Below are 26,422 nucleotides of genomic sequence, written 5' to 3'. Positions count from 1 at the left end.
ACCTACCTTGAGCGGACCTACTGCCTCTTGCCAAAGACCGCCAGCCGAGCGACGAGGCTAGGCCGAGAAGAGCGTGGACGACAACGGCGAGTGCTTGACGCAAAGACACTCGCCGTTGGGCGAGAAAGAGTTTACCATCGGGCGGGCGTACCCTCCCGGGGGGGCAAATGGTGCGACAGTCTGCCACACGCGCATGGACGAAAGGGAGCCAGCAGGTTGTTGGGCACGTGCTGCTTGCGACGACGGCGATCCTGTGGGGCTCATCCTACACGGCAACGCGGTTGGTCGTCGGTGAGGTGCCGCCACTGCTGCTCGGTACGCTCCGTGGGCTCCTGGCCACTGTGGTACTGGGAGCAGCGGCATGGTGGGCCGGTGAACGCCTGTGGGTTCCACGGCGCACGTGGGTAGCCCTGGCAGGCCTGGGTGCACTCGGCGTAGGGTACTTTTACCTTGGGCTCAATCTGGCATTGCAATGGACGACGGCAACGACGGCTTCGTTACTGAGCTTACCGTACCCGGCGCTGACTGCTCTCGGCGGTTGGCTGTTCCTCAAGGAGCGCTTACGTCCCACGCAGGTCGCTGGAATTGGGCTGGCGGCAGTTGGTGCGACCTGGTTGACGTTGGCGACAGCTCAGGAGGGGGTTGGTGGCGCGTGGTTTGGCAACCTGCTCGCTCTTTCGATTACCGTGGCATGGACAATCTACACATTGCTTGGACGGCGAATTTTGCCGCACCTTTCGGCATTGACCGCAACATTCCACATGATGCTCGCAGGGACGCTTTTGCTCGCACTGGGGGCTGGGGTGGAATTCCTGTGCGGTGCACGCCCCGATTGGACGGTTGAGACGATCTTGGTAACGCTCTATCTTGGCGGAGTGTGTACTGGACTGGGGTATGCGTTCTGGAACCGTGGCCTGAGCCTCGTGCCTGCAGCTGCGGCAAGTACGTACCTGTACTTGCAGCCGGTCACGGTACTCCTCCTCGCAATCCCGCTGTTGGGAGAACAGCCGACGCTGAGAACCATAGCCGCCGGCGCACTGGTCATTGCGGGAACAGCGCTTGCGGCACGCCCGACGGGAGGGGATTGAAAGATTCCGGTACACTGGCAGCCGACCGCTCGAAGGGCAGGCACAATCGCGGAGCGGTCCTAGCAAGGGTCGATTAGGGGGACGACGCGGGCGATGGCAAAGCGGAAGACAGCACTCATTACCGGCATCACCGGACAGGACGGTTCGTATCTGGCGGAATTCCTGCTTGAGCAGGGCTATCGCGTCGTTGGTATGCAGCGTCGCTCGAGCACGGAGACGCTGTGGCGCATTGCACATCTTCTGGACAAAATCGAACTTGTGCAGGGTGATCTTTTAGACCAGCTCTCCTTGATTGAGATCATACGGGAGTTTCAACCGGACGAAGTGTACAACCTGGCGGCGCAGTCATTTGTGCCGACGTCGTGGCAGCAGCCAGTACTGACCGGAGAATTCACGGCCCTGGGAGTTACACGTCTGTTGGAAGCCATTCGGCTGGTCAAGCCGGACGCAAAGTTCTACCAAGCGAGTTCCTCGGAGATGTTTGGCAAGGCGGTCGAAGTACCGCAGAACGAGAAGACACCGTTCTACCCGCGCTCACCTTATGGGGTGAGCAAGGTCTACGGACACTACATAACCATTAATTATCGCGAAAGCTATGGACTGTTCGCGGTCTCGGGAATCTTGTTTAACCATGAAAGTCCCCGCCGCGGCTTAGAGTTTGTAACACGCAAGGTGACTCACGGGGCTGCGAAGATCAAGTTGGGGCTGGCGACGGAGCTCCGGCTTGGGAATCTTGATGCACGGCGCGACTGGGGCTATGCCCCGGATTATGTCCGGGCGATGTGGTTGATGTTGCAACAGGAACAGCCGGACGACTTTGTGGTGGGGACAGGGAAGACATACTCGGTACGCCAACTGTGTGAGATCGCGTTCCGTTGCGTCGGGCTGAACTGGGAGGACTACGTGGTGGTTGACCCAGCACTGTTCCGACCAGCCGACGTGGACCTCTTAGTCGCGGATGCGACCAAGGCGCGGACGGTCCTGGGATGGCGACCTACGGTCAGCTTTGAGGAGATGATCGAGCTGATGGTTGATGCAGATTTACGGTTATTGCGGGGAGATCGCGTTCCACCGGGAATGGTAGCACCAGTCGTGCGGTAAGTAAAAAGTTTGGCCCCTCGGCGCGAGTGGTAGCACGGGGGCAAAGGATTGTTCTCTCTCCGGTCCAAGGAGATCTGGCTCAACCTCCATGAGCCCCCTCGGTCGGGCGCCTACGCGGGCTGCGTAGAGACGGGGGTCCGTGATCCTACCCCGCACTCATCGCCGGGCCACGCGCCGCCGTAGCAGGCTAGTACAGAGCACTGCCCCGCTCACCTTCTGGCTCACCACTGAAACGGTACGGCTCTGCACGGTGTTTCGGCCGTTGTGTCCTCCACTGGCACAGAGAGGGAGAGTGCTGTAGGCTCGACGGCAACACGGTTCAGAGCTCACAATATGGGCATCGGAATGATGGAAGGAGAGAGGCACGATGGCCAGCGCACCTGAAGGTCAGATCCGGGGGCAGCTACGCATTGCCCGGCTTCTCTCGGCATACTTACCGCTTGGGATTGCCAACTGGCTCATCGAGCAGAGCACGCGGCGCGTCATCCTCCCTCCTGACATCAAGCGAGAGGACCTTCGCATTGACAGTCTCCGTTGTGTTTGGCTCGTCCCTGAGGGGAGCCGAAACGATCGAATGTTGCTGTATCTCCACGGTGGGGGATTTGTGTTCGGGTTAAGCGGGCAGCATCTTCGCATGGTTGCGGAACTCGCGCGACGATCCGAGCTCCGGACTCTCCTCGTTGATTACCGGCTGGCTCCGCGTCATCCATGGCCAGCCGCGCTGGAAGACTGCCTGGCAGTGTATCGCTGGCTCCTTGAGCAAGGACTTGCACCGCAGCACATTGTGGTGGCTGGAGACTCAGCGGGTGGAAACCTTGCGATCACGATGGTGATGGCGCTCCGCGATGCCAGAATCCCGCTCCCCGCCGCTCTTGCTTGCCTGTCTCCGGTAGGCGACCTGACACCGCGCAACCAGGAGGGCCGGGTGGCCGGTGATGCGGTGTTGCATCCGCGGGCGATCCGACGGTTCAACCGGTCGTACATTGCTGACCACGACCCACGCCATCCGTTGATCTCGCCGCTGTATGGAGACTGGCATGGGCTGCCGCCGCTCCTCATCCATGCTGGTGAGGAAGAACTTCTGCGGGAAGATGCCGAGCGAATCGCGGCAGCCGCGCGGGCAGCAGGGGTGGAAGTCGAACTCGCGATTTTCCCCCGGATGTGGCATGTCTGGCAGCTCAACGTTGAGCTCCCGCAGGCACAGGAGTCGCTACACGCGATCGCCCGCTGGCTTGTGGAGCAACTGAACAGCGCGAACGAGCAGAGGACAGTGCCGACCGACCATACAGGCTGACGTCCGCCCCAGAGGCAACGTTCGACTGCGCTGCCAGGTTTGTCTGGGCGAATACGCGGCGAGAGATCACCGCGGACGATGCCTGAGTATGCGGTGCCCCTCGTGATGAAGCAGGGTGATCGTGGGTGCAACCCTGCGCGCTCAGACAGCTAAGCTCGTGAGGTGGCCTCGTCTCCAGGCCGAGGCCAACAAAGCTCGCTCAACCGTAGACACATCGGGACGGACGTGCCGCCTCACCATTGCCGCTCCAACGCGGAGAGCATGCAGCGAAAGCGGTTCTACGGGCAACAGTCTCCACGAGAGTATACCATATCATGAGCCGGAAAATATTTTGTCTCATTTCCGCGAATTGGGAGTGATCGCTCTTCTTGTGCCTGCTGATCACTCAGGCAGCCCTGCAGCTGTGCACACAGACAGTGTCACACCACTGTCACGATTTCATACTGCCTGTCGTGCAGACTCATGCCGGGACCTCGAGTGAGAGGAGGGCCGCGATGACGGGTAATACCTCGCTGACTGTTCCACGAAGGCCTCGTTCTATTACCGAACTCCTGGGCACAGAACTTTCGCTGCCAGAGGCACGCTCCATGATTGAACGAGCTCGGCGGATTAGCCGATTACCTCCCGGAACTCGGCGCGAGGTCTGGCATGTCGGGGGTATCCGCTGCGAATGGTTAATCCCCGATCAAGCCGATTCTTCCTGGGTGCTCGTGTATCTCCATGGTGGCGGCTTTGTTCTTGGGCGGACGGCCTTGCATGTTGGGCTCGCTGCGACCTTGGGGCATCTTTGTGCAGCGCGTGTACTGCTTATCGATTATCGACTTGCGCCCGAACACCCATTTCCGGCAGCGCTGGACGATGTGACACTGGTGTACCGAACATTGCTTGCGGCCGGTTGGGGAGCACACCGCATCACCATAGCGGGAGATTCTGCCGGCGGCAATTTGACACTCGCGACACTGCTACGCCTGCGCGACGCCGGTTCTCCGCTGCCCGCCGCAGCAGCGTGTCTCTCCCCAGTTGTCGATCTTGCTGATTCAGCGGAGCGTAGCCGGAGGGGGCGTGATAGGTGGCTCCGGCCAGAAGTCGTGACACTGTTTCATGAGGCCTACGTGAAGGGCCAAGATCCGCGTCACCCACTCATCTCTCCGGTGTACGGGGACCTCCGCGGACTTCCACCATTGGTGATTCACGCCGGCGGCGAGGAACTGCTGCGGGACGATGCCGAGCGGCTGGCAACCGCGGCCCGGGCAGCAGGTGTTCCAGTGGAGCTGGCGATCTACCCTGGGATGTGGCATGTCTGGCAATTGAGCTTGGAACGCCCAGAAGCACAGGAGTCACTGCGGACGATCGCGCAGTTCTTGCGGCAGCACGTTTGGGCAGCGGTGTAAGCCGCACCGAGCCCCTTTGGGTGGACTCGGTGAGCAACACACTGGCACACCTTAGGACGCCAACACCGGCGCCGCTGGATCACTCGTAGCGGCACCGTTTTCCCACGTGGTCTTCTGCCATTCCGGCGCCTCAAACCCGGGCAGGAGCGGGCTCGTTCCTTCAGCCGGTCGGAGCACCACAAGTGCACGGATCGCACGCGTCATAGCGACGTAGGCAGTGCGGCGCCAGAGGGCCACGACTTCGCGAAGCTCATCAGTCTCAATGTCAGACCAGCCAACTGGCGGCGGCTGCCAATCAGGCATCAAGACAACAACGAGCGGAAACTCCAGGCCTTTGGCGTTGTGCCAGGTCAAGACTTTGACGGAGGGGTTGGTAGAGAGCGATTGTCCTCGTGCGACAACCTCGCTGGGGAACCCAGCGGTACCGAGGGCAGAAGCAACCTCTTGCGCAAGGTCGTTCGTCGGGACAAGAATCGCAGCATGGCCTGGTGTGAGTCGCAGCGCGGCGAGCTGTTCGTCAAGCACCTTTGGGAGGGCCTGACCCCAAGCATCCCATACGGGGAGAAGGACAACTAACGGCTGCCTCCGTGCGGCCTGCTTGCGGTGGTCGAGAGGTGGATGATGGTCAGCTGTGCCACGCATCGGAATAGCCTGGAGGTAGACCTGGGCTGCGGCGAAAATTTCTGGGGTTGACCGTTGATTCGTTGAGAGGGAGATCTGTTGGCAGTTGGGCAACTCGTCGCGCAGGAGTTCCCAGCGAAATCCGCGGAGGTAGACGGACTGGCCGACATCACCGACAAAAACGAGAGCACCCGGATCACGGCAGAGCTCCCGCACAAGACGCAACGCGACCAGACTCAGGTCATGGACTTCATCAACAATGACAGCATCGTACCGTTGATGGTCCGGGTTCTGGCGCAGGATATCCAATGCGAGCTGCCGGCGCTCCTCGCGGAGGTAAAGGTCTTGCTCACGGAGCAGGTCACTGAGCGCTTCGTAGACACGCCGGATCGCTTCACGTTGGTTCGCATTCAACCCGACCTGTCGTCCGGTGCGATCAGCCTTCAGATAGTCTTCGAGGGAAGCGAGCCCGCGGCCGAGAATCACTTCCTCAATTTCTGTGCGGAGATAGAGGTCCTTGATACGCTGAATAGAGGAAGCGAGCGCTCGGTCACGCCGCGGATCCGGAGAGAGCGGGCGCTCGAAGGCACGGGATCGGGCTTGCTGGAGCAAGATGCGGACTTGCTCATCGCGGGCCATCTCGACGTCCGGTGTCAGGTCAGCGACGAGTCGGTCGAGCGTGTCCACGGTGAGCGAGAGGCGATCGGCGAGTGGAGGGTGGCGCTCGGCGAGACGCGTCAATGTCTGGGCGAGCGCGCGAGTATAGGTAACGAAGAGCACGCGTGGGTCTTCATTCCCGCTCGCTTGAGCACGTTCTCGTAGGACCGAGACGGCGAGGAGTGCAAGGACTGTCTTCCCGGTACCAGGAGCTCCAGTGATGAGGTACGGGCCCGGGTTGGAGCGGATACGCTCGAGCGCCTTTTCCTGGCTCTGGTCGAGGAGATACTGGAGCGGAGCGTCACCTTGCAAAAGATCAAGCAGGGATAGCTCTGACTTTAGCACATAGACCGGGTCGTCCAGTGTGTCGTCGAGTGTCTTGCCACAGGCGAGATCGATCAGTCGTTCGGCCAAGCTGGGAGGGAACGTTTGCAGGAGTTCCAGCAGTTGCTCCTCGGTCTGGCAAGACAGGAGTGCAGGCCATCGCTCGCGGGGCACGTTGAGGCGCGCGAGGTCTGGTTCAGTCAGCAGTCGGGCAAGTGGGCGCGTGGAAGAGATCTCGGGTGAGCCTTGGTCGAACGAGGTGAGGGGCTCGTTCTGTCCAGTTGCGGAGGGAAGTGAATCTGCCGGATCCGGTTCGATGATCAGGGTTGGAGGATCGTCAAAGGTGAGTGACTCCTGCCGGTAGGCATCTTTCCGGTGCTCGACACCGAGGAGGACAACAACGCAATCGTTCCGAATGCGGTAGAAGACGCGATAATCGCCAACCCGCAGACGGTACACGTCGTGGTACTTCTCGAGACGTCGCTTGTGATCTGTCCCATCGGGATGGGGATCAGCGCGGAGTTCCGGGAGCTTCCGGATGAGGCGTTCTTGATTTGCGCGTGAGAGGACGGTGAAGGAATTCAAGAACGTCTGCGAGGCTGCGAGCGTGTACGCGGAGCACATGGCACGCCCCCAGGGGATAGAATCTCAGGTCGTTGGTCGGAGTGTTGTCACTCGCCATCAAGTTGTCAACTGTACGGACAAAGCATCCCGTCCCGTTTCGCATGCGGGACGGGATGGACAGGGCCGGAGGAAGTCCGGCACGGGTGTTCAGGCGGGTGGAAGGTCAAAGTACACCGTCTTGGTCTGCGTGAAAAATTCCTGCGCGGCCCGCCCTTGCTCACGTGAGTAGGAACTTGAGGCCTTCATACCCCCGAAGGGGACGTGTGGCTCGGCACCAGCCGTTTCCGAGTTGATATGGACGACGCCTGCCTGAATCGCTCGGGCGAACTGGAAGGCTCTGCGGATATCACGCGTCACGAGAGAGGCGGAGAGACCATAGGGGACGCCATTGGCGATCTCGATCGCCTCGTCGAGACTGCGAGCCCGGATGATTCCGACGACGGGGCCGAAAATTTCCTCCTGGGCGATGCGCATTCCTGGTTCGACATCGGCGAAGACCGTGGGAGCCACGAAATAGCCGTAGCGTAGGTCACCCTCGGCGAGCTCGTGGCCGCCGGTGAGCAATCGAGCGCCTTCCTGCTCGCCAATCTCGATGTACCCGAGCACACGCTGGCGCTGCTCCTCTGAAACTAGCGGCCCCATGTAGACCGTGGGATCGATGCCGGGGCCAACCTTCAGTGACCGAGCGCGCTCGACCAGCTTCTGGGTGAAGTCACGCAGTAGGGGCTCGAGCACAATCACACGCGAGGTCGCAGTACATTTCTGACCGGTCGACCGGAAAGCGCCCGACGTCGTCAGCTCTACAGCGAAGTCGAGGTCAGCATCCTCGGCGACGATGACCGGATTTTTGCCGCCGAGCTCCAGCTGTACCTTGGCACCGCGCTCACTGGCGATCTGATAGAGGTGTCGACCAACCGCGTTCGAGCCGGTGAAGGTGATCGCGTTCACCTTGGGGTGCCGGGCGATCGCCTCGCCGACGACCGAGCCGGGGCCGTGGACGAGGTTGAGCACGCCAGGCGGTAATCCAGCCTCGATGAAGACTTCGACGATGAGGTGAGCAGTCAGCGGCGTGAGTTCAGCTGGCTTGAAGACGGCGGTATTCCCAAAGGCGAGGCAAGGGGCAAGCTTCCACAGTGGAATGGCGACAGGAAAATTCCAGGGAGTGATCACACCGACGACTCCGAGCGGAACGCGCTCGGTATAGAGGAAAGTGTCAGGATTCGTGGCCGAGTAGACCTCACCGAGAGCTCGGAGTGGCTCGCCAGCGAAGTAGCGAAGGATGGCGACGCCGCGCAGGACTTCGCCGACACCTTCGCTAATGGTCTTCCCCTCCTCGCGAGTGAGGGCTTCGCCGATCTCCTGTGCACGCGCCTCCAAGATATTGGCTGCTTTGTGCAAGATTGCGGCACGCTGGGGGCCAGAGAGACGGCTCCAGGTCGGGAAGGCAGCCGCTGCGGCCTGGACGGCACGATCGACGTCAGCCGTGGTGGAACGCGGGAACTCACCAAGCACCACTCGCGAATCGGCTGGGTCAATATCTGGGCGATACTCACCGCTGCTTGGCTCAACCCACTCACCGCCAATGTAATTCCGGTAGCGACGGACCGCACCAGCCGACATCCACCACCTCCTCGCTTACCCTGATCGCTGTTCCACAGACCCCGCCGACAGGCTCTCTTGAAGAGGACGTTGATGTCCACCCGCCGCAGGAGGTGCCAACTCTTCAATGAGGTCAGCCTCGGCACCCCAGCCGCTGGGCAACCGAGTCACCACTGGCAGCCCGACCGCCGTGGCCAGGCTGCTGGCGACCGGATCCGGAGTGACCACAAGGACTTCGACATCGTGCTCCAGCGCATTGCGGCTGACCGTTTGGAGATACGGTAGGTCATCCCAAGTGAGAGTCGCGTGCGGAACGAGAAGCAACACGTCGCGGCGCGCTGGTGCTGTGATCCACTCGGCAAGCTGAGGCAGGAGCGTGCGGTCGCGCACGGTGACGATCTGCCGCGGTGGCGGGTGACGCAGCTCTTCAAGAACGGTCAGAAAGATGATCTTCAGTGCTGCCAGAACAGGCACAGCAAGGAGCAAGCCCAGGATTCCGGCCACGCTTGCACCGGCCAGCACCCCAAAGAGGACGACAACCGGATGCAACCGCACGAAATGCCCGACCAGTTGAGGGATAACAAAATGGTCTTCCAGCACGCGGAGGACGAGATAGACGAGTGCCACCACGACCGCAAGCTGGAGCGACGACCACCCGAACGGTGCGCTTCCTTGGGTGAGGGCCACGCTGACCGCAATGGAGCCTGCTGTCCAAGGCCCCACGAAGGGAATCAACTCGAGGAGACCGGTGGCGATGGCGAGAGCGAGCCGATATTTCACCTGCAAGATGCTGAGGGCGATGTAGGTGGCTGTAGCCATAAGGAGGAACAGCACCAGCTGGGCTCGGACGTAGGCGCGGAAGGTTGCGTCAACCTGACCGAGAATGCGGCCGACCGTTCGTTGGTGACGACGCGGCGCCAATGCGCGTAGTCGTGTGACCAGGGTGCGACCCTGGAGGAGTCCATAAAAGCTGACGAGGAAAAAGACAAAGGATTTGATCAGTGCCTCGAAAGTCGCGAGGACAAGTGGCACTGCTTCTTGACTAAAGCGATCAGTTAGCGACTGGGCGAGAGTGTCGAGTCGAGAAACAAGTGCGCGTGTATCGATCACGAACTCACCGATGCGGAGTTCGGGCGTGCTGGCCAGTCGGCGATCAATCGCTTCAATGACCTCGGGAATCGTACGGACGAGGGCACGCAGTTGCTGTCCAAGTGAGGGAGCGATGAGCATCCCACCGACGACAAGCGCAGTTCCGAGGAACACATAGAGCGCCAGAACGACGAGGGCACGCGGGAAGTGCGTCCGGCGTTCAACCCAGTCGACGAGGGGATAGACAAGATAGGCAAAGACAGCTGCGACAATAAATGGGGTGAGGATATGCGCGAGATGGAGCAGCGTATAGCCTGATAGGAGCGCAAGAAGCGCAGTCAGAACAAGAAGCTCACGGGACTGACGGATCCGATCGAGAAGATGCATACCGTTCGTCTTGCCCCGTTCACGTGTGGCGCTGCGTCCATCCGCTCGCTGGTCGCGGAAGTCCGCTCTTGAGAAGGATTCTACCAGTCCTTGCGTACTTCTTCCCCCTCGTTCCGTATCGGCGGCGGATCGGCAACACCGCAGCAGACGAGTTCACAGCCGTAGCGCCGAGAGTTCCAGAGACGGCATCGTGTGTCGCCTCGGTCGATCTGACCGTACCGGAACCGTTGCGGAGAAGCAGGGTGCGAATCAGGCACGCGGCAGAGATAGGGAATACGCCGGTGCCTGCTTACCGAGCAACCGGTCGCGGCCGTGGCAACAGACCACTCGTCGCGAGTGCAAGAAGCGTGAGAACAAGAGCGAGTAGGAACACTGCAGGGAAACCGAGGCGGTCAACCACGACACCGCCGAGCATTGGGACAAGCGCAACAATTCCCAGGATGGAGTTTGTAGTCCCGACCAGAGTCGGACGTTCGTCTGGTCGAGCCAACTCCAAGACTGCGGTGAAGTTGGCGAGCATCTGCGCTGAGAGGGTCGCGCCGTAGGCGACGAAGACCACGGCGAAAGCAAGGAAAATTACCCGCTCGGAGTTACCCGCAAGGGAAGCGATGCGCTCCCACGTGGCCAAGGGGTGCACCCCGAGCGCAATGAGCGGCATCAAGAGTCGAACGAGGGTAGCGAGCTGGAGGAGTTGACGGTTACCCCAGCGCTCGACGACCCAGCCCCACAGGGGGTTCGTGAGCACCCGCGCAATCGCTGAGAGTGCGAGGTAGAGGCCAACCGTCGCGGCCGGGACACCGAGGATGACCTGAGCGTAGACGATAAAGAAGGGATCAGCGATGGTCGAGAGAGCAAGCAGGGAGCGGAAGAGTAAGAAGCGGCGCACGGGACGACGGACGAGAAGCTTTGGGAGTCCTTCAAGCCACTCCCGTAAGGGGCGTGCGCGGTGGGGCATCGGGCGTTCCACAATCCAGAGCGTCGTGTAGGCAGCCAGAGCGAGGGCGGCGAAAGAACCGGCAAAGAGGACGGCAAAACCGCTCACGTCGGCAGCGAGGGCACGTTGGACGATGAGACCGGCGAGCAAGGCGAGGAGTGAGCCCCACAGGTTACGCTGGCTGAAGAAGAACCCGCGGCGATCAGTGGGGATAGCGCGGGCGGAGAGCTCCACGAGAGGGACAAAAGCGAAACCGGCAGCCACGTTGTAAGCTGCATAGCAGAGGAAGAAGACAAGGAGGAAACGCCCACTTGGCTCGATCCCCCCAGCAAGCACAGCAGCGGCGAGGATCCCGATCGCTAGAGCGCGAGCTACACCACCCCATGTGGCCCATGGAAGCTGTCGGCGGCGTCCCTCCACGAAGGCCGCGGCGAGCGCCTGCGGGAGAAACCAAAGGCCGACACTGAGTGCTGGAACGAGACCAATTAGGACCGCGTTATCGGTCAAGCGAGCCACGAAGAGTGAGAGGACCAGCACCGGATGGATGAGCGCATCGCCGAAAAGGAGCAGCCCGCCGTTGGCGACACCGAAGAGAAAGCTCTGACGAACCCGCCGTTGCTCACGTGGAGTGAGTGGTCGCATAGCGAGCTCATTGGGCAGAGCGGGTTGTGGTGCCGTTGTCTTGGGCATGATCGGGAAAGACTCCGCCTCTCCATCCGCGGATCGCTTCCGGGCTCATCCTACCGCACGTTCACTGGTCAGACGAGATCGTCACACATTCGCCAGAGGAAGCACAGCATGGAGACGATTTCCGCGACGACTTCGAGAGAGCGACCGGCATCCCATTGGCGGGGCGTCAACAGTCACCCGAGAGGGAAATACGGCCGTCCTGGAAAGTGAAGCCTCCGGAGAACAGTGCGCATCCCGGATGTTTCGAGGATCGTCGCTTCGCTTCTCATCTCACAGGAATCCGAAGGCCAGAGAAAGGCATCACGTGCCCAAACGGGAAAAGGCGCAGTAACCACCTTTCGAGAGGCATCATAGACCAGGAGCGCAGGGCGGCAGCACCAGGCCAGGATGGTTTTCCTTCAACGCTCCACCGCTTTGTGCTGGAGACAAGGAATCATGGAGCTTCACCGCGTCTGGACCACACGCCTGCTGCGCATAATACGCTTTCAGATTGGGGTTCGGTGCCCCTCGAAGGAACGGCATGTCACACATTGGCAGCCTACCCGGGAACCCAATAGCCAAACCTGGGTCTAGCCACTGCAGCACGTTCTCCCGGCATCGCTCAAAGGAATGCCCGGAGTTATGCTCAAGTACAGCCACGGAAGAATCCTGGTGGAAGGAGCAGACGTGCTGAGGCCACTCCATCGCTGGGAACATCAGGATCGCCCGCTGCACCGCCGCGATTTGGCTGGTGACCCGCTCGAACAGTTCTTGCGCTGGTACCGAGAAGCAGAAGAGACAGGGTTGCGATACCCCAATGCGATGGCACTGGCGACGGCGACAGGCGACGGCTGGCCATCGGTGCGGATGGTGCTGTTGCGCGCGGTCGACGAGCACGGCTTCGTCTTCTACACCAATCTCGAGAGTCGGAAGGGACAAGAGCTCGCGAAGAATCCTCGCGCGGCCTTGCTCTTCTACTGGGAACCACTGGAACGACAAGTACGCATCGAAGGCCATGTCGAACTCGTGAGCGACGTCGAGGCGGATGAGTACTTCGCGACACGCCCATACGGTTCACAGATCAGTGCCTGGGCATCTGCACAAAGCCAGCCGATTGCCTCGCGCGAGGAACTCGAGCAGCGCTACCATGCCTTCGCCGAGCAGTTTCCAGAGGGCGCCGTTCCACGACCGCCTTTTTGGGGCGGTTTTCGCGTTCGGCCAGCGATGTACGAGTTCTGGCAGGGCCGACCCGATCGGCTCCACGATCGTTTCCGGTACAAGCGACAACCAGACGGCAGTTGGTCAATTGAGCGGCTGCAACCATGAGGGACGCTGGTGAAAGAGTGCACGTTCTGCCGGATCAGCAGTGGGGATCTCACCGCCGTCCGCGTCTACGAGGATGCGGAGGTGCTCGCTTTTCTTGACCATCGCCCTCTCTTCCCCGGCCATACGCTGGTTATCCCACGGGCTCACGTGCCGACGCTCGCTGAGTTGCCCGACGATCTCCTTCTGCCCGTTTGCACGCTGGTGCGCCGTCTCACGCGCGCCATTCCGCAGGCCTTGGAGGTAGAGGGAACTTTTGTGGGCATCAATAACCGGGTAAGCCAGAGCGTGCCGCATCTCCACGTGCATGTGGTGCCACGACGCCGCGGCGATGGTCTGCGGGGGTTTTTCTGGCCACGGCAACGCTACCCGAGCACCGAGGCGATGGAAGAGGTGGCAACCCGCATCCGGGCAGCACTCGCGGATCTCATCTCCGGGACGGACGAGGTAGTCGTTCCTTCCGCCAACGAGTGATCTGGGGAACTCACGCGAGCAACGTTCCCGAGTTCTTCCCCTTGCCGGCGTGATTCCCTCTTTCGCCAGACGGTGAGAGCAGCAGGGAGCAGCAATCGCGTCAATAGTTCTTGACAGAACAGTGATCCATTGGTAAGAGATCGCTGGAGACCGATGGGCGAGGTTGTGGAGGTGGGTGATGAAGTCAGCGGTCCTCGTCATCGACATGCTGAACGACTTCGTGACAGGGAAGCTGGGGAACGAACGGGTGCGCACTGTCATCGAGCCGATTCGGCGGTTACTCGAGCGAGCTCGCGCTGCCGGTGTACCGGTCATCTACGTCGGCGATGCACATCTTCCGAGTGATCCGGAGATGGCTGTCTGGGGTCCGCATGCGATGAAGGGGACCAAAGAGGCAGAGACGATTCCGGAACTCGCGCCACAGCCGGGCGATGTGGTGCTCGAAAAGCGAACCTACAGCGCCTTCTATGAGACCGGCCTTGACCTCTTACTCCGCTCGCTGGGCGTTGACACGGTGGTTATCACAGGCTTGCACACAAACATCTGCTGTCGGCACACCGCTGCCGACGCATTTACCCACGGGTACCGCATTGTGGTGCCGGAGGACTGCGTCAACGCGTTCACCGAGGAGGAGCACAAGGAGGGAATTGCCTACCTCAAGCGCGTCTATGGAGCGCAGATCACAACGAGTGAGGAGCTTGGGCGAGAGTGGGCAACAGAGCGCTAGAGCACCTGAGGGTCGCGAGATGCCCACAGCAGACACAGGGATGAGGGAACATTCCTATGCCTTGGAGCACCGGGCTTCTCGCAGGCAACCACCTAGCCGATTCGCGAAGCGATGAAGGCTTCGAGTGCCAGCCACCATTGCACTCTGCCGTGGTTGGTAGGCTACAGGCGTCTGGCGATACAACGACTCGATAATGCGACAGGCGTCAATGCTCTGCATAGTCAGGTGAGCTCCCTGCCGATGCGTCCGCTCGCTCGGACGACATCAGCATTGGCAATCTTTTGCACAATGCCGATCTCGCGCACTCCTTGCGGTCTGCGCCACGGTGTGGCCAGCAACGCCCATTCGCGCAAGTCGGGCGAGTTCCACCCACTTTTAGTGGGATACTACTGAGGTCTACTGCCGAAAGGTCAACGGCAACTGCGCGCAGACGAGCAGATGGTTGGCAGTGAGGATCTTGGGCAGATCTCGAAAACGAATGCTCTCCTCTCACGGCATGCTCCGCTGGCGCACGGTCCCGTTGGCAGATGCTGAGCGATTGTCGCAGTGGTTCGCGGCTTTTCCCCGAGCAGAGGGACCAAGGGAAGTGAAGCAGTTCGGGTTGGCAAGTACTGAGGGCTGGCGTCAATGGGAACGTACACTTCCACAATCGACATCGGTACGACTCATCCTGCGCGCCGTGACGCCACCGTATCCACGCGTGCGACGGAGCGGTACGGTCTTCAGGGTTGTGCTGCGACGAGGGTCTCGCTGCAGAGCAACGGCGATTTCGCCACCCGTACCTCGGCCCACGGTACCTGTACGGGAATCACGTGTGTGCAGCAGCGGTGGGCACACCTCCTTTGTGCACCGTCCTGTCACGAGGATGAAGTCCCCAAGCACTGGCGGCCACGGCAGCAGACAGGTCACACCAGCGGGGGACCCCGTACGACGTAAACCCGTGTTGGTAGGCGCCCGTGACATGAGACTGCAGCCAATCCTTCACCTGTGCGCAGGTCGATCTGAGAGACACTCCTCCTCTTGCCACCCAGGGGTTCCTCCGAGATGCTGCAACAGGGACTGAAGGGGGCACCGTGGGCAACGAGCGGACCTTGCGCGAGGCTGTCGAAGCAATCTGCGCGCAGAGTGGAGTGCCGGGGATGGTCATTGGCCTACTCAGCGACGCCGGTCGCGAAATCGTCACGTACGGTGTGGCGAGCGTGGAGACGCGTTGTCCGGTGCGGCGTGATACGCTGTTCCAGATCGGCTCGATCACCAAAGTATTCCTCGCCACTGTAGCCATGCAGCTGGTGGAGCAGGGCCTGGTCGCTCTGGACGAAACGGTGGCCGCCTCTGTGCCTGAGTTTCAGCTGGCCGATCCACTGGCACGAGAAACGATCACGCTGCGGCACCTGCTCACCCACACGAGTGGTATCGAAGGGGATCGCTTTGACGACTACGGGTACGGGGATGATGCGCTCAGCCGGTACGTCGCGAGCCTGGCGAACGCGCGTCAGATCCACGCGCCAGGGCAGCACTGGAGCTACTGCAACAGCGGCTTTTCCGTCGCGGGACGTCTCATTGAGATTAAGACGGGGCAGACATTTGAGACCGCGATGCGCGAGCGGCTGTTCCGACACCTCGGGCTGGAGCGCAGTTTCTTCTTTGTGCAGGACATTCTCGGGTATCCGTTCGCCTGCGGGCACCGAACAAGTGAGAACGGAACGGTCGAGGTGGTACGTGACTTCGCACTCCCGCGGACCGTGCATCCGGCAGGTGGAATTTGGGCAACGATCGACGATCTCTTGAGCTTCGCCGCCTTCCATCTCGGGCTGCTTCGCATCTCAGATCCACCACTCTCACCAGAAAGCGTGGAGCTGATGCGGACACCACAGGCAACAGCTGGGAACTGGGCCGACGCCTACGGACTCGGTTGGGCTATCTGGTCAGTGGGAGACACACGACTCATCGGGCACGGTGGCTCAACGAATGGCTTCCAGGCACATGTGGGTCTCTTGCCCGAGCAGCGTGTCGCGATCGCGAGCCTGACCAATCACGAGTCAGGAAGTGTAGCAATCTCCGAACTGGAGACCTGGATCCTCGCGGACCGCTTCGGGATACGGGTACCAAACCCACGGAGCGTCACGGTGGGTGAGGCCGAACTCGCACGTCTCGCTGGGACATACGAGTACCCATTGGCACGCGTGACGGTCCGTCCCGCAGCGGGTGGGCTCTGGCTGGAGACGATCCAGCGACGCGGGCTGAGTCGGGAACGACACGAGCGACAACTCCCACCGCTGTTCCTTCGGCCAATTGGGCGGAGCGTGTTCACCGTGGGGCCAGCGCGTGTGGTCCCGAATCGCGTCGACTTTGTGTTCGGCGGAGATGGCAAGCGACCGCGTTGGATTCGTGTGTTTGGGCGACTGGCAGAGCGCGTGGAGTGGTGAGGGAGCACAGCAGCCAGAGGACATGTCCTGGCAAGACATGCGTGAGGCGAGCGGGATACGAGACCAACCGAGCGCTGATGAACGGCAACGACCACACCTTGAGTGTGCCAAGACTGCGCCATGCCGCTCATGGCGGAACGATGGTACAAGGTATGCCTCGACGTCCTAGGCCTACCAGGCCGTCCAGCCACCGTCTACAGGGAGCGTTACCCCGGTAATCATGCTGGCAGCCTCGGAGGCAAGGAAGACGACAGCTGCTGCGACCTCCTCAGGGAAGCCCAGACGTCCCATGGGGATGCGGCGCAGCACTTCCTCACGAAAACCAGGAATGCGCTCAAAATAGGGGCGGGTGAGTGGTGTCTCGACGAAGGTTGGCGCAACGGCATTGACGGTCACGTTGTACGGGGCCCACTCGATGGCGAGCACTTTGGTGAGCTGGGAAACCGCCCCTTTGCTCGCACAGTAGGCGGCGCGATCGGCCATCCCGACGAGTCCCATCGTGGAGCCGATATTGACGATGCGACCATAGCGCTGGGCGACCATGTATCGGCCGACCGCTTGGCAACAGAAGAAGAGTCCCTTGGCATTGGTATCCATGATGGTATCCCAAGCCTCTTCTGTGACTTCTAGAGCCGGCTGCGGGATATTGAGCCCAGCACTGTTGACCAGGATGTCGATCCGCCCGAAGCGCTCGACGGCTGCATCAGCCATGCGGCGAACCTGAGCGAGATCGCGAACATCGACTGCCAGAGGGAACGCCTGTCTCCCGCGCGCTTCAATAGCACGACAGATGTTGGCCAAACGTTCCACCGAGCGACTCGCCACCACCAGATCAGCACCAGCTTCGGCAAGGGCAAGCGCGCTCGCATACCCAAGGCCGCTCGAAGCACCCGTGACCAGCGCTACACGGCCGTCGAGGCGAACTTCATGCCACACCTGCGGTGCACTCATTGCCTACCTCCCCACGTCCCCGCCCTCGAGATGAGTCTGTGGAAATAGCGCCGAACTGACAAGAGGAAGAGAAGGGGGCGATATCGGGGAGCAGAGGCAGCGACCTTCAGCGAGCCCTACGGAGTTTCCCGGTTTCCGGGTAGTGTCCCCCGGAAACGCGGCCCCCACACAGGGCCTGCTCCAAATACCATCCCTGGTGTCTCGAGGCATCCGCGGAGTCGAACGAGCCTGCACACTGCTACTGTGTACCGTGCGGGGCATGGCAACCAGCCCGGCTTCCTGTACGACGGCCGAAGCAGCCTTCTGTTTCTCGGCGTGTCGTGTCGTCATCATGGCACAAGATACGCGGACAGCGTTGTCATGAAGAAAAGAGACAGAGACAGAGACTCCAGAAAGCGAGAGCACCAGTCTGCCACGAGGCAGCAAGTGCCTGCTTCTCAGCCCAGGTCGGATGTCCGGTGACAAAAACTGTTGCGATTTTGTAACGTCCCACTCTTGCATTGCCGGCCTGGACGAGTATCCTAAAGCTAGGCCCCGACGATTCGAGGCCGGGAATCCGAAACCCGAAAGGGGAGTAAGAGACCCGAACCAAGGATCGTCGGGGTCCTGTCTTTAGGCCGAAGATCGGGAACTCGTGACGCAACGACGCCAGCGGCTGCCTGCCAACTGGGCGCAGCCGGAAGGCCATGACGATCGGAGCTCAGTGCTGGCAGGGAACGTGGCATCGGCCCCAGTACAGACCAGCAGGAGCAAGGCACACATCGAGGAACAGCGACAAACTCGTCCTTTTTCCAGTTCACTCGCAGCAGCTGAACACGGTGCAGAAGGACAAGGCCCCGCCTGCATGGCGAAGAGACGACGCAGGCCGATTGGCGCCGGCTTCCTCAGCTGGCGCCAAGCGACGGATGCGTCCAGCTAGAGACCACAGGATGTTGATACGGCCTCAGATCACTCCTGCATGGGCCTCCACGACGCGGAGGAGCGTCGCAAAATCGCGCTCGCCCTGACCATGCGCCATCGCCTCGAGCGCATGCTGCCGCACGAGATCAGCGATAGGGAGCGGCGTCTGGGTCGACTCAGCGAGATCGAGCACGAGACGGACGTCCTTGAGGCCAAGTGCAAGGCGGAAGCCCGGCGGGTCGAAGCGCCGCTCGAGCAGTGTGCGGCCATATCGGTCGACAAGAGGTGAGGAGAAGACCGCGCTTGCTACCTCGAAGAACCGATCACGGGCAACACCGGCCTTCTCGGCGAGGACCATTGCCTCGCTCAGGAGCTCGACGAGCGAGAGAATCAGGAAGTTACCAGCAAGCTTCACCGCGTGGGCACGCTGAGGGTGCTCATCGATGATGAACTGCTGCGGGCCGAGCGCCGTGAGCAGCGGCCGGATCCGCTCGATGGCGACCTGCGGCCCGGCGACAACCAAGCGCAATGCGCCTTGCGCGGCAGCGTCTGGCCGACCGAACACTGGCGCGGCGACGTAGTGCTGGCCACGCGTGCGGTGCCGTTCCGTGAGCTCCGCTGAATAGCGGACGCTGAGTGTGCTCGAGGCCACGTGGACACCGTCGCGCGGGAGACCGGCAAGGATCCCGTTGGGACCGGCGATGACCGCTTCAGTAGCCGCGTCATCGGCGAGCATGGTAAAGACCACGCCGACCTCGGCTGCTTCAAAGGGTGTGGCTGCGCGCACCGCACCGAGTGTGACAACCTCGTCCACCCGTTCTGGCGTGCGGTTCCACACCACGACACGATGACCGGCGCGGAGCAGCGCCTGCACCATACCCCGCCCCATGTTGCCGAGTCCGACGAATCCAACGTCCATGGCCCACCCTCCAAGCACTTGACACACCTCACTACACGGGAACGAGCGTAGCGGACAGGTGCGTTTCTGGCGAGTACGAAGGCTCCGCGCACGGTGCACGATCACTGACGTGGCACGTTTGCGCCCCTCCCTGGAGAACGCACCACCTGACCATCCTACGGTGTGCGAACCACCAGGGTACGAATGCAAAAGGGGAGGTTGGTGTTGCTCTCCCTCTGCGAGGATTAGGGGCGATCCTTCGGCGCTCTCTCACTTTCCGGTAAGACCCAGCGCACCTCTTGTCCTCCTCGACTATCCTCAAGCCAAACCGTGCATTCTGCTGCTGGACGTCGCGGAGGTGGTGCTGGAAGAGCAGCTGGGTATCCCAGATAGACAAAGCCCAACAGCAGGGCACGTTCACTGAGGCCGAAGAAGCGCTTGACTGCCGGGTCCTCAACCGCCCGGCCAGTGCGCCAAATAGCGCCGAGGCCGAGCGCGTGCGCAGCCAGGAGCATGTTCTGGATTGCTGCTGCCCCAGCACAGAGTTCATCCAGGAGCGATCGCTCTGGAGCAGGTTCGACCGCGACGGCGATCACGACTGGTGCGCGAAGCGGCTTCTGCCGGGCTGCCTCGCGCTTGGCCGGAGACAACGTCGGGTCACTCGCCAGCACCTCGCCCAATGCATGACGCGCGTCACCCGTCAGGACAAAGAAGCGCCAGGGTTGGGTCAGATGATGGTTGGGGGCCCAGACCGCGGCTTCCAGAACCTGCTCCACAAGTTCACGAGGGACGGGATCAGGAAGAAGTGCTTTGACGCTCCGTCGCTCGCGGATCGTCGAGAGCACGATGTTTGCTCGACCGTTGGTCTTCTCCAGCACGCTGAGCGTTCCTCTCGTGACTGCTCCATTTGCCTGAGCGAGAATGATTGCAGAATCGCTGGCGAGCAAGCGGGGGGCGGCGTTCAGCGAGAGATGCGATACCAGTCTCTGCTGACGGTGTCAGCAAAGGACGTCTCTTGGGACGAAATACCAGAAACGCAAAAGTGATGCACACCGGCAGTGGGAAGCCGCCGGGAACTCGACAGAGGAGCGCTTCGTCGCACGCAAGGTCGCCCAGCCTGCACGGTCGACGGAGCCATTCCGCACCCGATCGCTCGACTTGGCCGCGCACTCGACCAACCACGCCACTCTGAGAGGTGCGCAGGACTCAGGCGATCTCCTGGGGGCGGTACTGGAGCGCCTCGGCCACATGCACCGCCGCAATGCGTTCTTCACCAGCAAGATCGGCAATGGTGCGTGCGAGTTTCAGCACTCGGTGGTAGGCGCGTGCCGAAAGGCCAAGCCGCTCAACAGCAGTCCGCAGGAGCCGTTCACCAGCCTCATCGAGGCGGCAGAAGCGGCGAATCTCGGGTGGTGTCATGTCGCTGTTTAACCGGCGGGGATCGCCGAAGCGACGGAGTTGCACGGCGCGCGCCGCCTCGACTCGCGCTCGCACCGCCGCCGAAGGCTCGCCAGTACGGTGATCAGCGAGCTTGTCATACTCGACGCGCGGGACATGGAGGTGGATATCGATGCGATCGAGCAAAGGGCCAGAGATCCGCTTCTGGTAGCGCGTGACCTCATGGGCGCTGCAGATGCACGGGCGGAGAGGGTCGCCACGGTAGCCGCAAGGGCAAGGATTCATCGCCGCGACGAGGAGGAAGTTCGCGGGAAACGTCACGGCACCGCTCGCCCGGGAGATCGTGACAACGCGGTCTTCCAGCGGCTGGCGAAGCACTTCGAGCACCCGCGGACTAAACTCCGGCAGCTCGTCGAGAAAGAGGACACCACGGTGTGCTAGTGTGACCTCACCAGGCCGTGGCCAGGCACCGCCGCCGATCATGCCAGCGTAGCTGACGGTATGGTGCGGCGCTCGAAAGGGACGGTGCCGGACCAGCGGCGAGCCTTTAGGGAGGAGGCCGGCAACTGAATAGATGCGCGTCACCTCAAGCGCTTCCTCCCGCGTCAGTGGTGGAAGGATGGTAGGGAGCGCACGGGCAAGGAGCGTCTTCCCAGCCCCCGGTGGGCCAACAGCAATGACATTATGACCGCCCGCGGCAGCCAGCTCGAGACCACGTTTGACATGCTCCTGTCCCTTGATCTCGGCAAAGTCGACGCCAGCAACAGACTCATCCTCAAGTGCGATCGGAGTCGGAGCAACGGGCCGAATCGGCGAGGTCCCCTGGAGGTGCGCGATGAGCTCGCGGAGATTCCGCACCGGCAGCACTTCAATCCCCTCAACCAGCGCAGCCTCCGCCGCATCCTCTGCCGGAACGATTGCGCGGCGTAGCCCATGCTCACGCGCCACCCCAACCATCGGCAGAACGCCAGCCGTATGACGGAGTGATCCATCGAGCGAGAGTTCACCGAGCACAACGGTGCCGTCAACGTCAGCCGCTACCTGGCCAGACGCCAGGAGGATCCCTAACGCAATCGGCAAATCGTACGCGGGTCCCTCCTTGCGGATGTCGGCGGGGGCCAAATTGACGACGATACGACCGTTGAGGGGCATCCGGGCACCTGAGTTGCGAATGGCCGCGCGTACCCGCTCGCGCGCCTCTTGGACAGCAGTATCCGGTAGTCCGACGATCGTCAGCCCAGGCGTTCCCTGCCCGATATCGACCTCTACCTGTACTAGGACGCCGTCCAACCCGACCACTGCACAGCTCAGTACTCGTGCCAGCACGCTCCTCACCCTTTCTTGCGCACGCGCGGCGACCTCACGCCCATTCTAATGGGGATTGGAGCGCAGGAGGAACCGACTGATCAGACAGGAGGAAGGGGATCGGGTGGTCAAGGATCGACAACCATATGAGCGTGAGCGCCCGCTGCGCATTCGCTCCAGGTAGTCCGACGGCTTGTGGTCCACCACCGGAAAGGCGTGGGAAGCAAGGTTAAACCTCTGGACGCGCAGCTTACGGCTGCCCACTCCCCTGCCCTGCGCCCGGCCGAAGCACGTCACAGGGCAGGGGCACACCGCCCGCACAGATGGCGGACGCGGATCGCTGAGACGTTGGTCTTGTCCTTGCACGAGTACAGCAAAAGGTCGCGGTCACCCGGGCAGAAGTTCGCGGACTCTTGACGGAATCTGGTGCGGAGCATAGAGTGGGGACGAGATCCCAGGAGTAGCGTCGTGCGCGACAGGGTGAAACGCGACACGTTACAAAATCGCTACACATCATATCCATGACCTTGACACGATATGTATCACTCTGGTATACACAGGATAGACGAATGGAGAGATCGATCGGCGGAACTGATCGGTCCAGGTTGGAAGGAGGGAGTCATGCTCGAGCGGTGGAATCCGGTGGCGGAAGCAGAGCGGATGCTGAGCGAGATGAACCGCTTGATGGCAGAGGTGTTTGAGCGGCCATTGGCGCGGGCACGCGCATTGGCCTGGAGGCCAGCGACAGACGTCTACGAGACAGGTGATGCGCTGGTCATTCGGCTGGCGGTCCCCGGGGCGCGGCCTGAGGACCTCGAAGTGACGGCCGAGCAGAACGTCGTAACGATCCGCGGTCAGTATGGGTACCGGCTGAGCGAGGAAGAGGCGAAGCAGGCGACCTGGTACCGGCGAGAGATCGTCTGCGGGGAATTTGCCGAGAGTGTGACGTTGCCGGTGCCGGTGAAGATTGAAGAAGCGAAGGCGACCGTGGAGCATGGGATCATCACGCTGACCTTCCCGAAGGCCGAAGAGGCGAGGGTAAAGCGGATCCCGATCCAGGTGGCACGGTGAGGCCCTGGGCAGTGGAAGGGAGGGAGTTGTGATGGCCCCTCGGGTACGCACTGACGAAGAGATCCAGCAGGACGTGCTGGACGAACTGGACTGGGACCCGGAGGTGGAAGTCACCGACGTCGGCGTCACGGTGCACGACGGCGTGGTGACGTTGACGGGGACGGTAGAGAGTTTCCTAAAGAAGTGGGCAGCAGAACGGGCGGCGCTCCGCGTCGAGGGTGTGCGAGCGGTTGTCAACCACATCGAAATCGTGCCACGTGGTCTGGGTGTACGCACGGACGAGGACATCGCACGAGCAGTGGCGACCGCCTTTGAAGAGAATCCGGCTGTCCCTCAGGACCGGATCAAGATCCGGGTCGAAGAGGGCCGGGTGACACTCGAGGGTGAGGTTGACTGGCATTACCAGCGGCGCGAGGCCGAAGAGACCGCCCGGCGCATCGCTGGTGTGAAGTCGGTGATTAACCTGATCACTGTGCGCCAGCCGACGGTCGCGCCGGAGGACATCAAGCGACAGATCGAGCAGGCGTTCGTGCGCCACGCGGAGATCGACGCGGAGAACGTTCAGGTACGCGTTGAGGAAGGTGGGCACGTCATTCTCTCCGGTACGGTGCGCTCGTGGGCAGAGCGCAAGGAGGCTGAGGAAGCAGCCTGGCGTGCACCCGGTGTCACCAAGGTGACGAATCTGATTCGCGTCCAGGTGCCATGACGGCAACGCACTGCTCCTGGGCCCCGGATGGAACCCTCCATCCGGGGTCCTTTCTGTTCTGGCAAACTGTTGCACTGCGTGAACTGGGGGGCAGCCACAACCGTACTCAATTTCCGAAATGTGGGCGACAGCGGTCATGTGCTTGGACATTTTGCGTTTCACGACGAGTGAAGAAGCGAATGAGCCAAGGGTGGTCCTGCCATCACTCAACATCGCCGGAGTTCCCTGCTGCAGGCTTCAGCGAGTCGCGGGTCCTGGATGCGGTACTCAAACTCCGCGAGCCACCCGGTTGGACAGAAGCACCCTCTACAGAACCACGCTTCTCTGCACATTCAGTTGACCGCGAGAGTGCAGTGGGCCCGATGGTGGCCAGAGAGGAGCCTCAATGAAGGCACGCAGCGGTAGGTGACTAGGCAGGCGACCACACAATAGCGTTCAGTGGTCAAGGAAGCCGATCCGGCGATAGGGGCAGAAGGTAAGCTGCCTGGAGGTCACAATAGACGGGGGGGGTTGAGGCCGTGCTCCCACGCACGATAGGATGTCCGGCCAAAAGGGCGAGAGTAGGCATCGTGCACAAGGGAGACCCTGCAATCGGCACGAACGGCATTCTGCAAGACGCTTGACGGCCGGAGACAACCTGCGTACGCTAGTACTGTGGCTCCCGGACGGGACCGACGGCACCAGCGAGTAGATTCGAGCGGGAAGCCGGAGGTCTTGGGAGCAAGCGGATAGTAGGCACGCGCAACGTCGAGGAGGGCGTCGCGCTTGGTTATTTCTTTTTTCGATCGCCCCTAACAGCCGCAGTGAGGCAACCAACCGGCTCTGGAAAGGGACAGCGAGCAGGTGTCGCATTGGAGCGAAAGGGTGAAGCCACCGGAGCGAAGGGAGGTGACGCCGCACCAGAGCGGAATTGACGAGAGTGGATTCACCAGAGAGCTCGATCGCGTGCGCTACCGAGCGCGAGAGTTGGTTGATCGAGCAAAGAGTTTGTTTCCGTGCGGACCGGTTTCCGAGGGAGTATCCGAGGAGGAGAGGCAATGACCGAGCAGTCTCGGATGTTGGGGCAGAAACTTTCGCGGCGTGGGCTCTTGCGGGGTGCTGCCGCTGGACTGGCGGTTCCGGTTGCCAGTGCGCTGTTGGCTGCCTGTGCAGGTGGGCAAGCAACACCGACCACCGCTCCGGCTGGGCAGACGCCAGCAGCTCAACCGACGACGGCTCCCGCCCAGACTCCCGCTGCTGGAGCGACACCCGCCGCGAAGGAGGTTGTTCTGGCGATCTTGCACTTCAGCGTCATCGAGGGAACCACCTGGTCGGGGGCACATGATCGCGCAGGGAAGCGCCTGGCGGAGAAGTATCCAAATGTGAAGTACATCTACCGCGAACAGGTTGGCCCCGACCAGACAGTCCCCTTCGCTGAAGAGATGATCGCGAAGGAAGGAGCGGACATCATCGTTGGAAATGCCGAGTTCATCGGCATGCCGCTCCTTGACATCGTGGACAAGTATCCGGACAAGATCTTCGTGGCGGTGACGACGAGCGATCTGACACATAAGCCGAATTTCATCCGCATCTTCCCGCGGCAGTACCAGTCGCTGTATTTGGAGGGGCTGATTGCCGCGGCGTTGACAAAGACTGGCAACGTGGGGATCGTTTCCGCCTATCCGAACCTGCAGGTGCTCCGGCGGCAAGCAGGTTTTGTCCTTGGCGTCCAGGAAGCGGCCAAGAAGTTGAACAAAGATGTCAAGGTCCACATTAAGTACGTTGGTGACTGGTACCTCCCGGCCGAGGAACGTGCAGTCGCTGAGACACTGGCGACGCAGTACAACTGCGACGTTTTGACACAGCAAACCGACTCCGGGTCGACACTTGACGTCTGCAAGGCAAGGGGTCTGTGGTTTGTCGGGAAAGACATGGATACGGTGTGCTTCTACAAGTGGGCCACGACCGACACCGTGGCAATCTCGTTCGACACGCGCTGGGAGGTGATCTACGACAAGATCATCCAGGCATATATGAAGGGGGAGAAGCCGCCGGAGATTATCTTCCCGGGCATGGAGTCGAAGATCACCTTGAAGGATGGTACAGAGGTCACGACAACTGACATCATGAACGACTGCAAGGTGGGCATTGAGGCAATTAGCCCGAAGGCGAAGGCTGAACTACCACAGGAGATCATCGATCTCGTCGCGCAACGACGAGAGGCGATGCGCAAGGGCGAGTGGGATCCGTTTACTGAGCATGCACTAGTCAGCAATGGGACCGGGCTCGAAGTGGAAGGACTACCGATCCCGCCGAAGGGCACGGTGGTTAAGCCAGCCGGGGAGAAGCCGACCGATGAGTTCCTGTTGCAGAAGATCAACTTCGATCTCGAGGGTGTGAACATTTTGCCGTAAGCGGGACGCTGAGCTTTTTCGATAGAGTGGACGCACGGTGGGCAGCGGCACGGGTAGAAGGCGGCGAGCAAG

The 26,422-nt window shown here is 61.4% G+C and carries 19 protein-coding genes; 11 read left to right on the top strand and 8 right to left on the bottom strand.

All coding sequences use genetic code 11. From position 1 onward, the window contains the following. Nucleotides 1–167: 167 nt before the first annotated feature. The 4 genes from NET03_RS07445 (at nucleotide 168) to NET03_RS07430 (ending at nucleotide 4,874) form a co-directional block, all read left to right on the top strand. Nucleotides 168–1,088: a DMT family transporter gene (locus NET03_RS07445; protein ID WP_252128280.1), complete on the top strand. Its 921-nt coding sequence runs from the start codon at nucleotides 168–170 to the stop codon at nucleotides 1,086–1,088. Between the two features lie 93 nt (nucleotides 1,089–1,181). Further along, nucleotides 1,182–2,189: a GDP-mannose 4,6-dehydratase gene (gene gmd, locus NET03_RS07440; protein WP_252128279.1), complete on the top strand. Its 1,008-nt coding sequence runs from the start codon at nucleotides 1,182–1,184 to the stop codon at nucleotides 2,187–2,189. Nucleotides 2,190–2,556: 367 nt separating this feature from the next. Next, the gene (locus NET03_RS07435; protein WP_252128278.1) at nucleotides 2,557–3,483 is read left to right on the top strand and encodes an alpha/beta hydrolase; all 927 of its coding nucleotides are present in this window, start codon (nucleotides 2,557–2,559) and stop codon (nucleotides 3,481–3,483) included. Nucleotides 3,484–3,977: 494 nt separating this feature from the next. Then, complete coding sequence (locus NET03_RS07430) at nucleotides 3,978–4,874, top strand: alpha/beta hydrolase (protein ID WP_252128277.1); 897 nt, start codon at nucleotides 3,978–3,980, stop codon at nucleotides 4,872–4,874. A 51-nt stretch (nucleotides 4,875–4,925) separates the two neighbouring features. On the opposite strand, the gene NET03_RS07425 is transcribed toward NET03_RS07430, so the two are convergent. From NET03_RS07425 to NET03_RS07410, 4 genes are all read right to left on the bottom strand, one after another. Continuing rightward, nucleotides 4,926–7,100 carry a UvrD-helicase domain-containing protein gene (locus NET03_RS07425; protein ID WP_252128276.1) on the bottom strand — a complete coding sequence of 725 codons (2,175 nt, stop codon included), beginning with the start codon at nucleotides 7,098–7,100 and terminating at the stop codon, nucleotides 4,926–4,928. 147 nt (nucleotides 7,101–7,247) lie between these two features. Further along, a complete protein-coding gene (locus NET03_RS07420) occupies nucleotides 7,248–8,720 on the bottom strand; it encodes an aldehyde dehydrogenase family protein (protein ID WP_252128275.1) in 1,473 nt (490 codons plus the stop codon). 15 nt (nucleotides 8,721–8,735) lie between these two features. Next, nucleotides 8,736–10,175, bottom strand: a complete 1,440-nt coding sequence (locus tag NET03_RS07415) for an AI-2E family transporter (RefSeq protein WP_252128274.1) — start codon at nucleotides 10,173–10,175, stop codon at nucleotides 8,736–8,738. Nucleotides 10,176–10,464: 289 nt separating this feature from the next. Further along, on the bottom strand, nucleotides 10,465–11,751 hold the full coding sequence (locus NET03_RS07410; protein WP_252128273.1) for an MFS transporter: 1,287 nt from the start codon (nucleotides 11,749–11,751) through the stop codon (nucleotides 10,465–10,467). A 714-nt stretch (nucleotides 11,752–12,465) separates the two neighbouring features. On the opposite strand from NET03_RS07410, the gene pdxH reads away from it, so the two are divergent. The 4 genes from pdxH (at nucleotide 12,466) to NET03_RS07390 (ending at nucleotide 16,728) form a co-directional block, all read left to right on the top strand. Beyond that, nucleotides 12,466–13,104, top strand: a complete 639-nt coding sequence (gene pdxH, locus NET03_RS07405; protein WP_252128272.1) for a pyridoxamine 5'-phosphate oxidase — start codon at nucleotides 12,466–12,468, stop codon at nucleotides 13,102–13,104. Between the two features lie 9 nt (nucleotides 13,105–13,113). After that, nucleotides 13,114–13,575 (top strand): HIT family protein, encoded by a 462-nt coding sequence (locus NET03_RS07400; protein WP_252128271.1) that lies wholly within the window; start codon nucleotides 13,114–13,116, stop codon nucleotides 13,573–13,575. Nucleotides 13,576–13,753: 178 nt separating this feature from the next. Beyond that, nucleotides 13,754–14,302, top strand: coding sequence for a cysteine hydrolase family protein (locus NET03_RS07395; protein WP_252128270.1), 549 nt, complete (start codon nucleotides 13,754–13,756; stop codon nucleotides 14,300–14,302). Between the two features lie 1,073 nt (nucleotides 14,303–15,375). Then, complete coding sequence (locus NET03_RS07390) at nucleotides 15,376–16,728, top strand: serine hydrolase domain-containing protein (RefSeq protein ID WP_252128269.1); 1,353 nt, start codon at nucleotides 15,376–15,378, stop codon at nucleotides 16,726–16,728. Between the two features lie 171 nt (nucleotides 16,729–16,899). Here NET03_RS07390 and NET03_RS07385 read toward each other — a convergent pair whose 3' ends face one another. The 4 genes from NET03_RS07385 to NET03_RS07370 all read right to left on the bottom strand — a co-directional run bounded on the left by NET03_RS07385 (nucleotide 16,900) and on the right by NET03_RS07370 (nucleotide 22,201). Next, a complete protein-coding gene (locus tag NET03_RS07385; RefSeq protein ID WP_252128268.1) occupies nucleotides 16,900–17,679 on the bottom strand; it encodes an SDR family NAD(P)-dependent oxidoreductase in 780 nt (259 codons plus the stop codon). Nucleotides 17,680–18,622: 943 nt separating this feature from the next. Further along, nucleotides 18,623–19,498, bottom strand: coding sequence for an NAD(P)-dependent oxidoreductase (locus NET03_RS07380; protein WP_252128267.1), 876 nt, complete (start codon nucleotides 19,496–19,498; stop codon nucleotides 18,623–18,625). A 224-nt stretch (nucleotides 19,499–19,722) separates the two neighbouring features. Beyond that, nucleotides 19,723–20,355 carry a nitroreductase family protein gene (locus NET03_RS07375; protein WP_252128266.1) on the bottom strand — a complete coding sequence of 211 codons (633 nt, stop codon included), beginning with the start codon at nucleotides 20,353–20,355 and terminating at the stop codon, nucleotides 19,723–19,725. Between the two features lie 328 nt (nucleotides 20,356–20,683). Beyond that, nucleotides 20,684–22,201 carry a YifB family Mg chelatase-like AAA ATPase gene (locus NET03_RS07370; protein ID WP_252128265.1) on the bottom strand — a complete coding sequence of 506 codons (1,518 nt, stop codon included), beginning with the start codon at nucleotides 22,199–22,201 and terminating at the stop codon, nucleotides 20,684–20,686. 600 nt (nucleotides 22,202–22,801) lie between these two features. On the opposite strand from NET03_RS07370, the gene NET03_RS07365 reads away from it, so the two are divergent. The 3 genes from NET03_RS07365 to NET03_RS07355 all read left to right on the top strand — a co-directional run bounded on the left by NET03_RS07365 (nucleotide 22,802) and on the right by NET03_RS07355 (nucleotide 26,350). Further along, entirely contained in the window at nucleotides 22,802–23,251 is a 450-nt protein-coding gene (locus tag NET03_RS07365; RefSeq protein ID WP_252128264.1) for an Hsp20/alpha crystallin family protein, read from the top strand. A gap of 31 nt (nucleotides 23,252–23,282) precedes the next feature. Further along, on the top strand, nucleotides 23,283–23,957 hold the full coding sequence (locus tag NET03_RS07360; RefSeq protein ID WP_252128263.1) for a BON domain-containing protein: 675 nt from the start codon (nucleotides 23,283–23,285) through the stop codon (nucleotides 23,955–23,957). A gap of 1,037 nt (nucleotides 23,958–24,994) precedes the next feature. Beyond that, nucleotides 24,995–26,350: a BMP family ABC transporter substrate-binding protein gene (locus tag NET03_RS07355; protein WP_252128262.1), complete on the top strand. Its 1,356-nt coding sequence runs from the start codon at nucleotides 24,995–24,997 to the stop codon at nucleotides 26,348–26,350. Nucleotides 26,351–26,422: the final 72 nt, after the last annotated feature.

Source organism: Thermomicrobium sp. CFH 73360 (assembly GCF_023806465.1).
Classification (GTDB): Bacteria; Chloroflexota; Chloroflexia; order Thermomicrobiales; family Thermomicrobiaceae; genus Thermomicrobium.
Note: the sequence above shows the minus strand (reverse complement) of the source record. Positions and strands in the feature narration are given on the sequence as shown.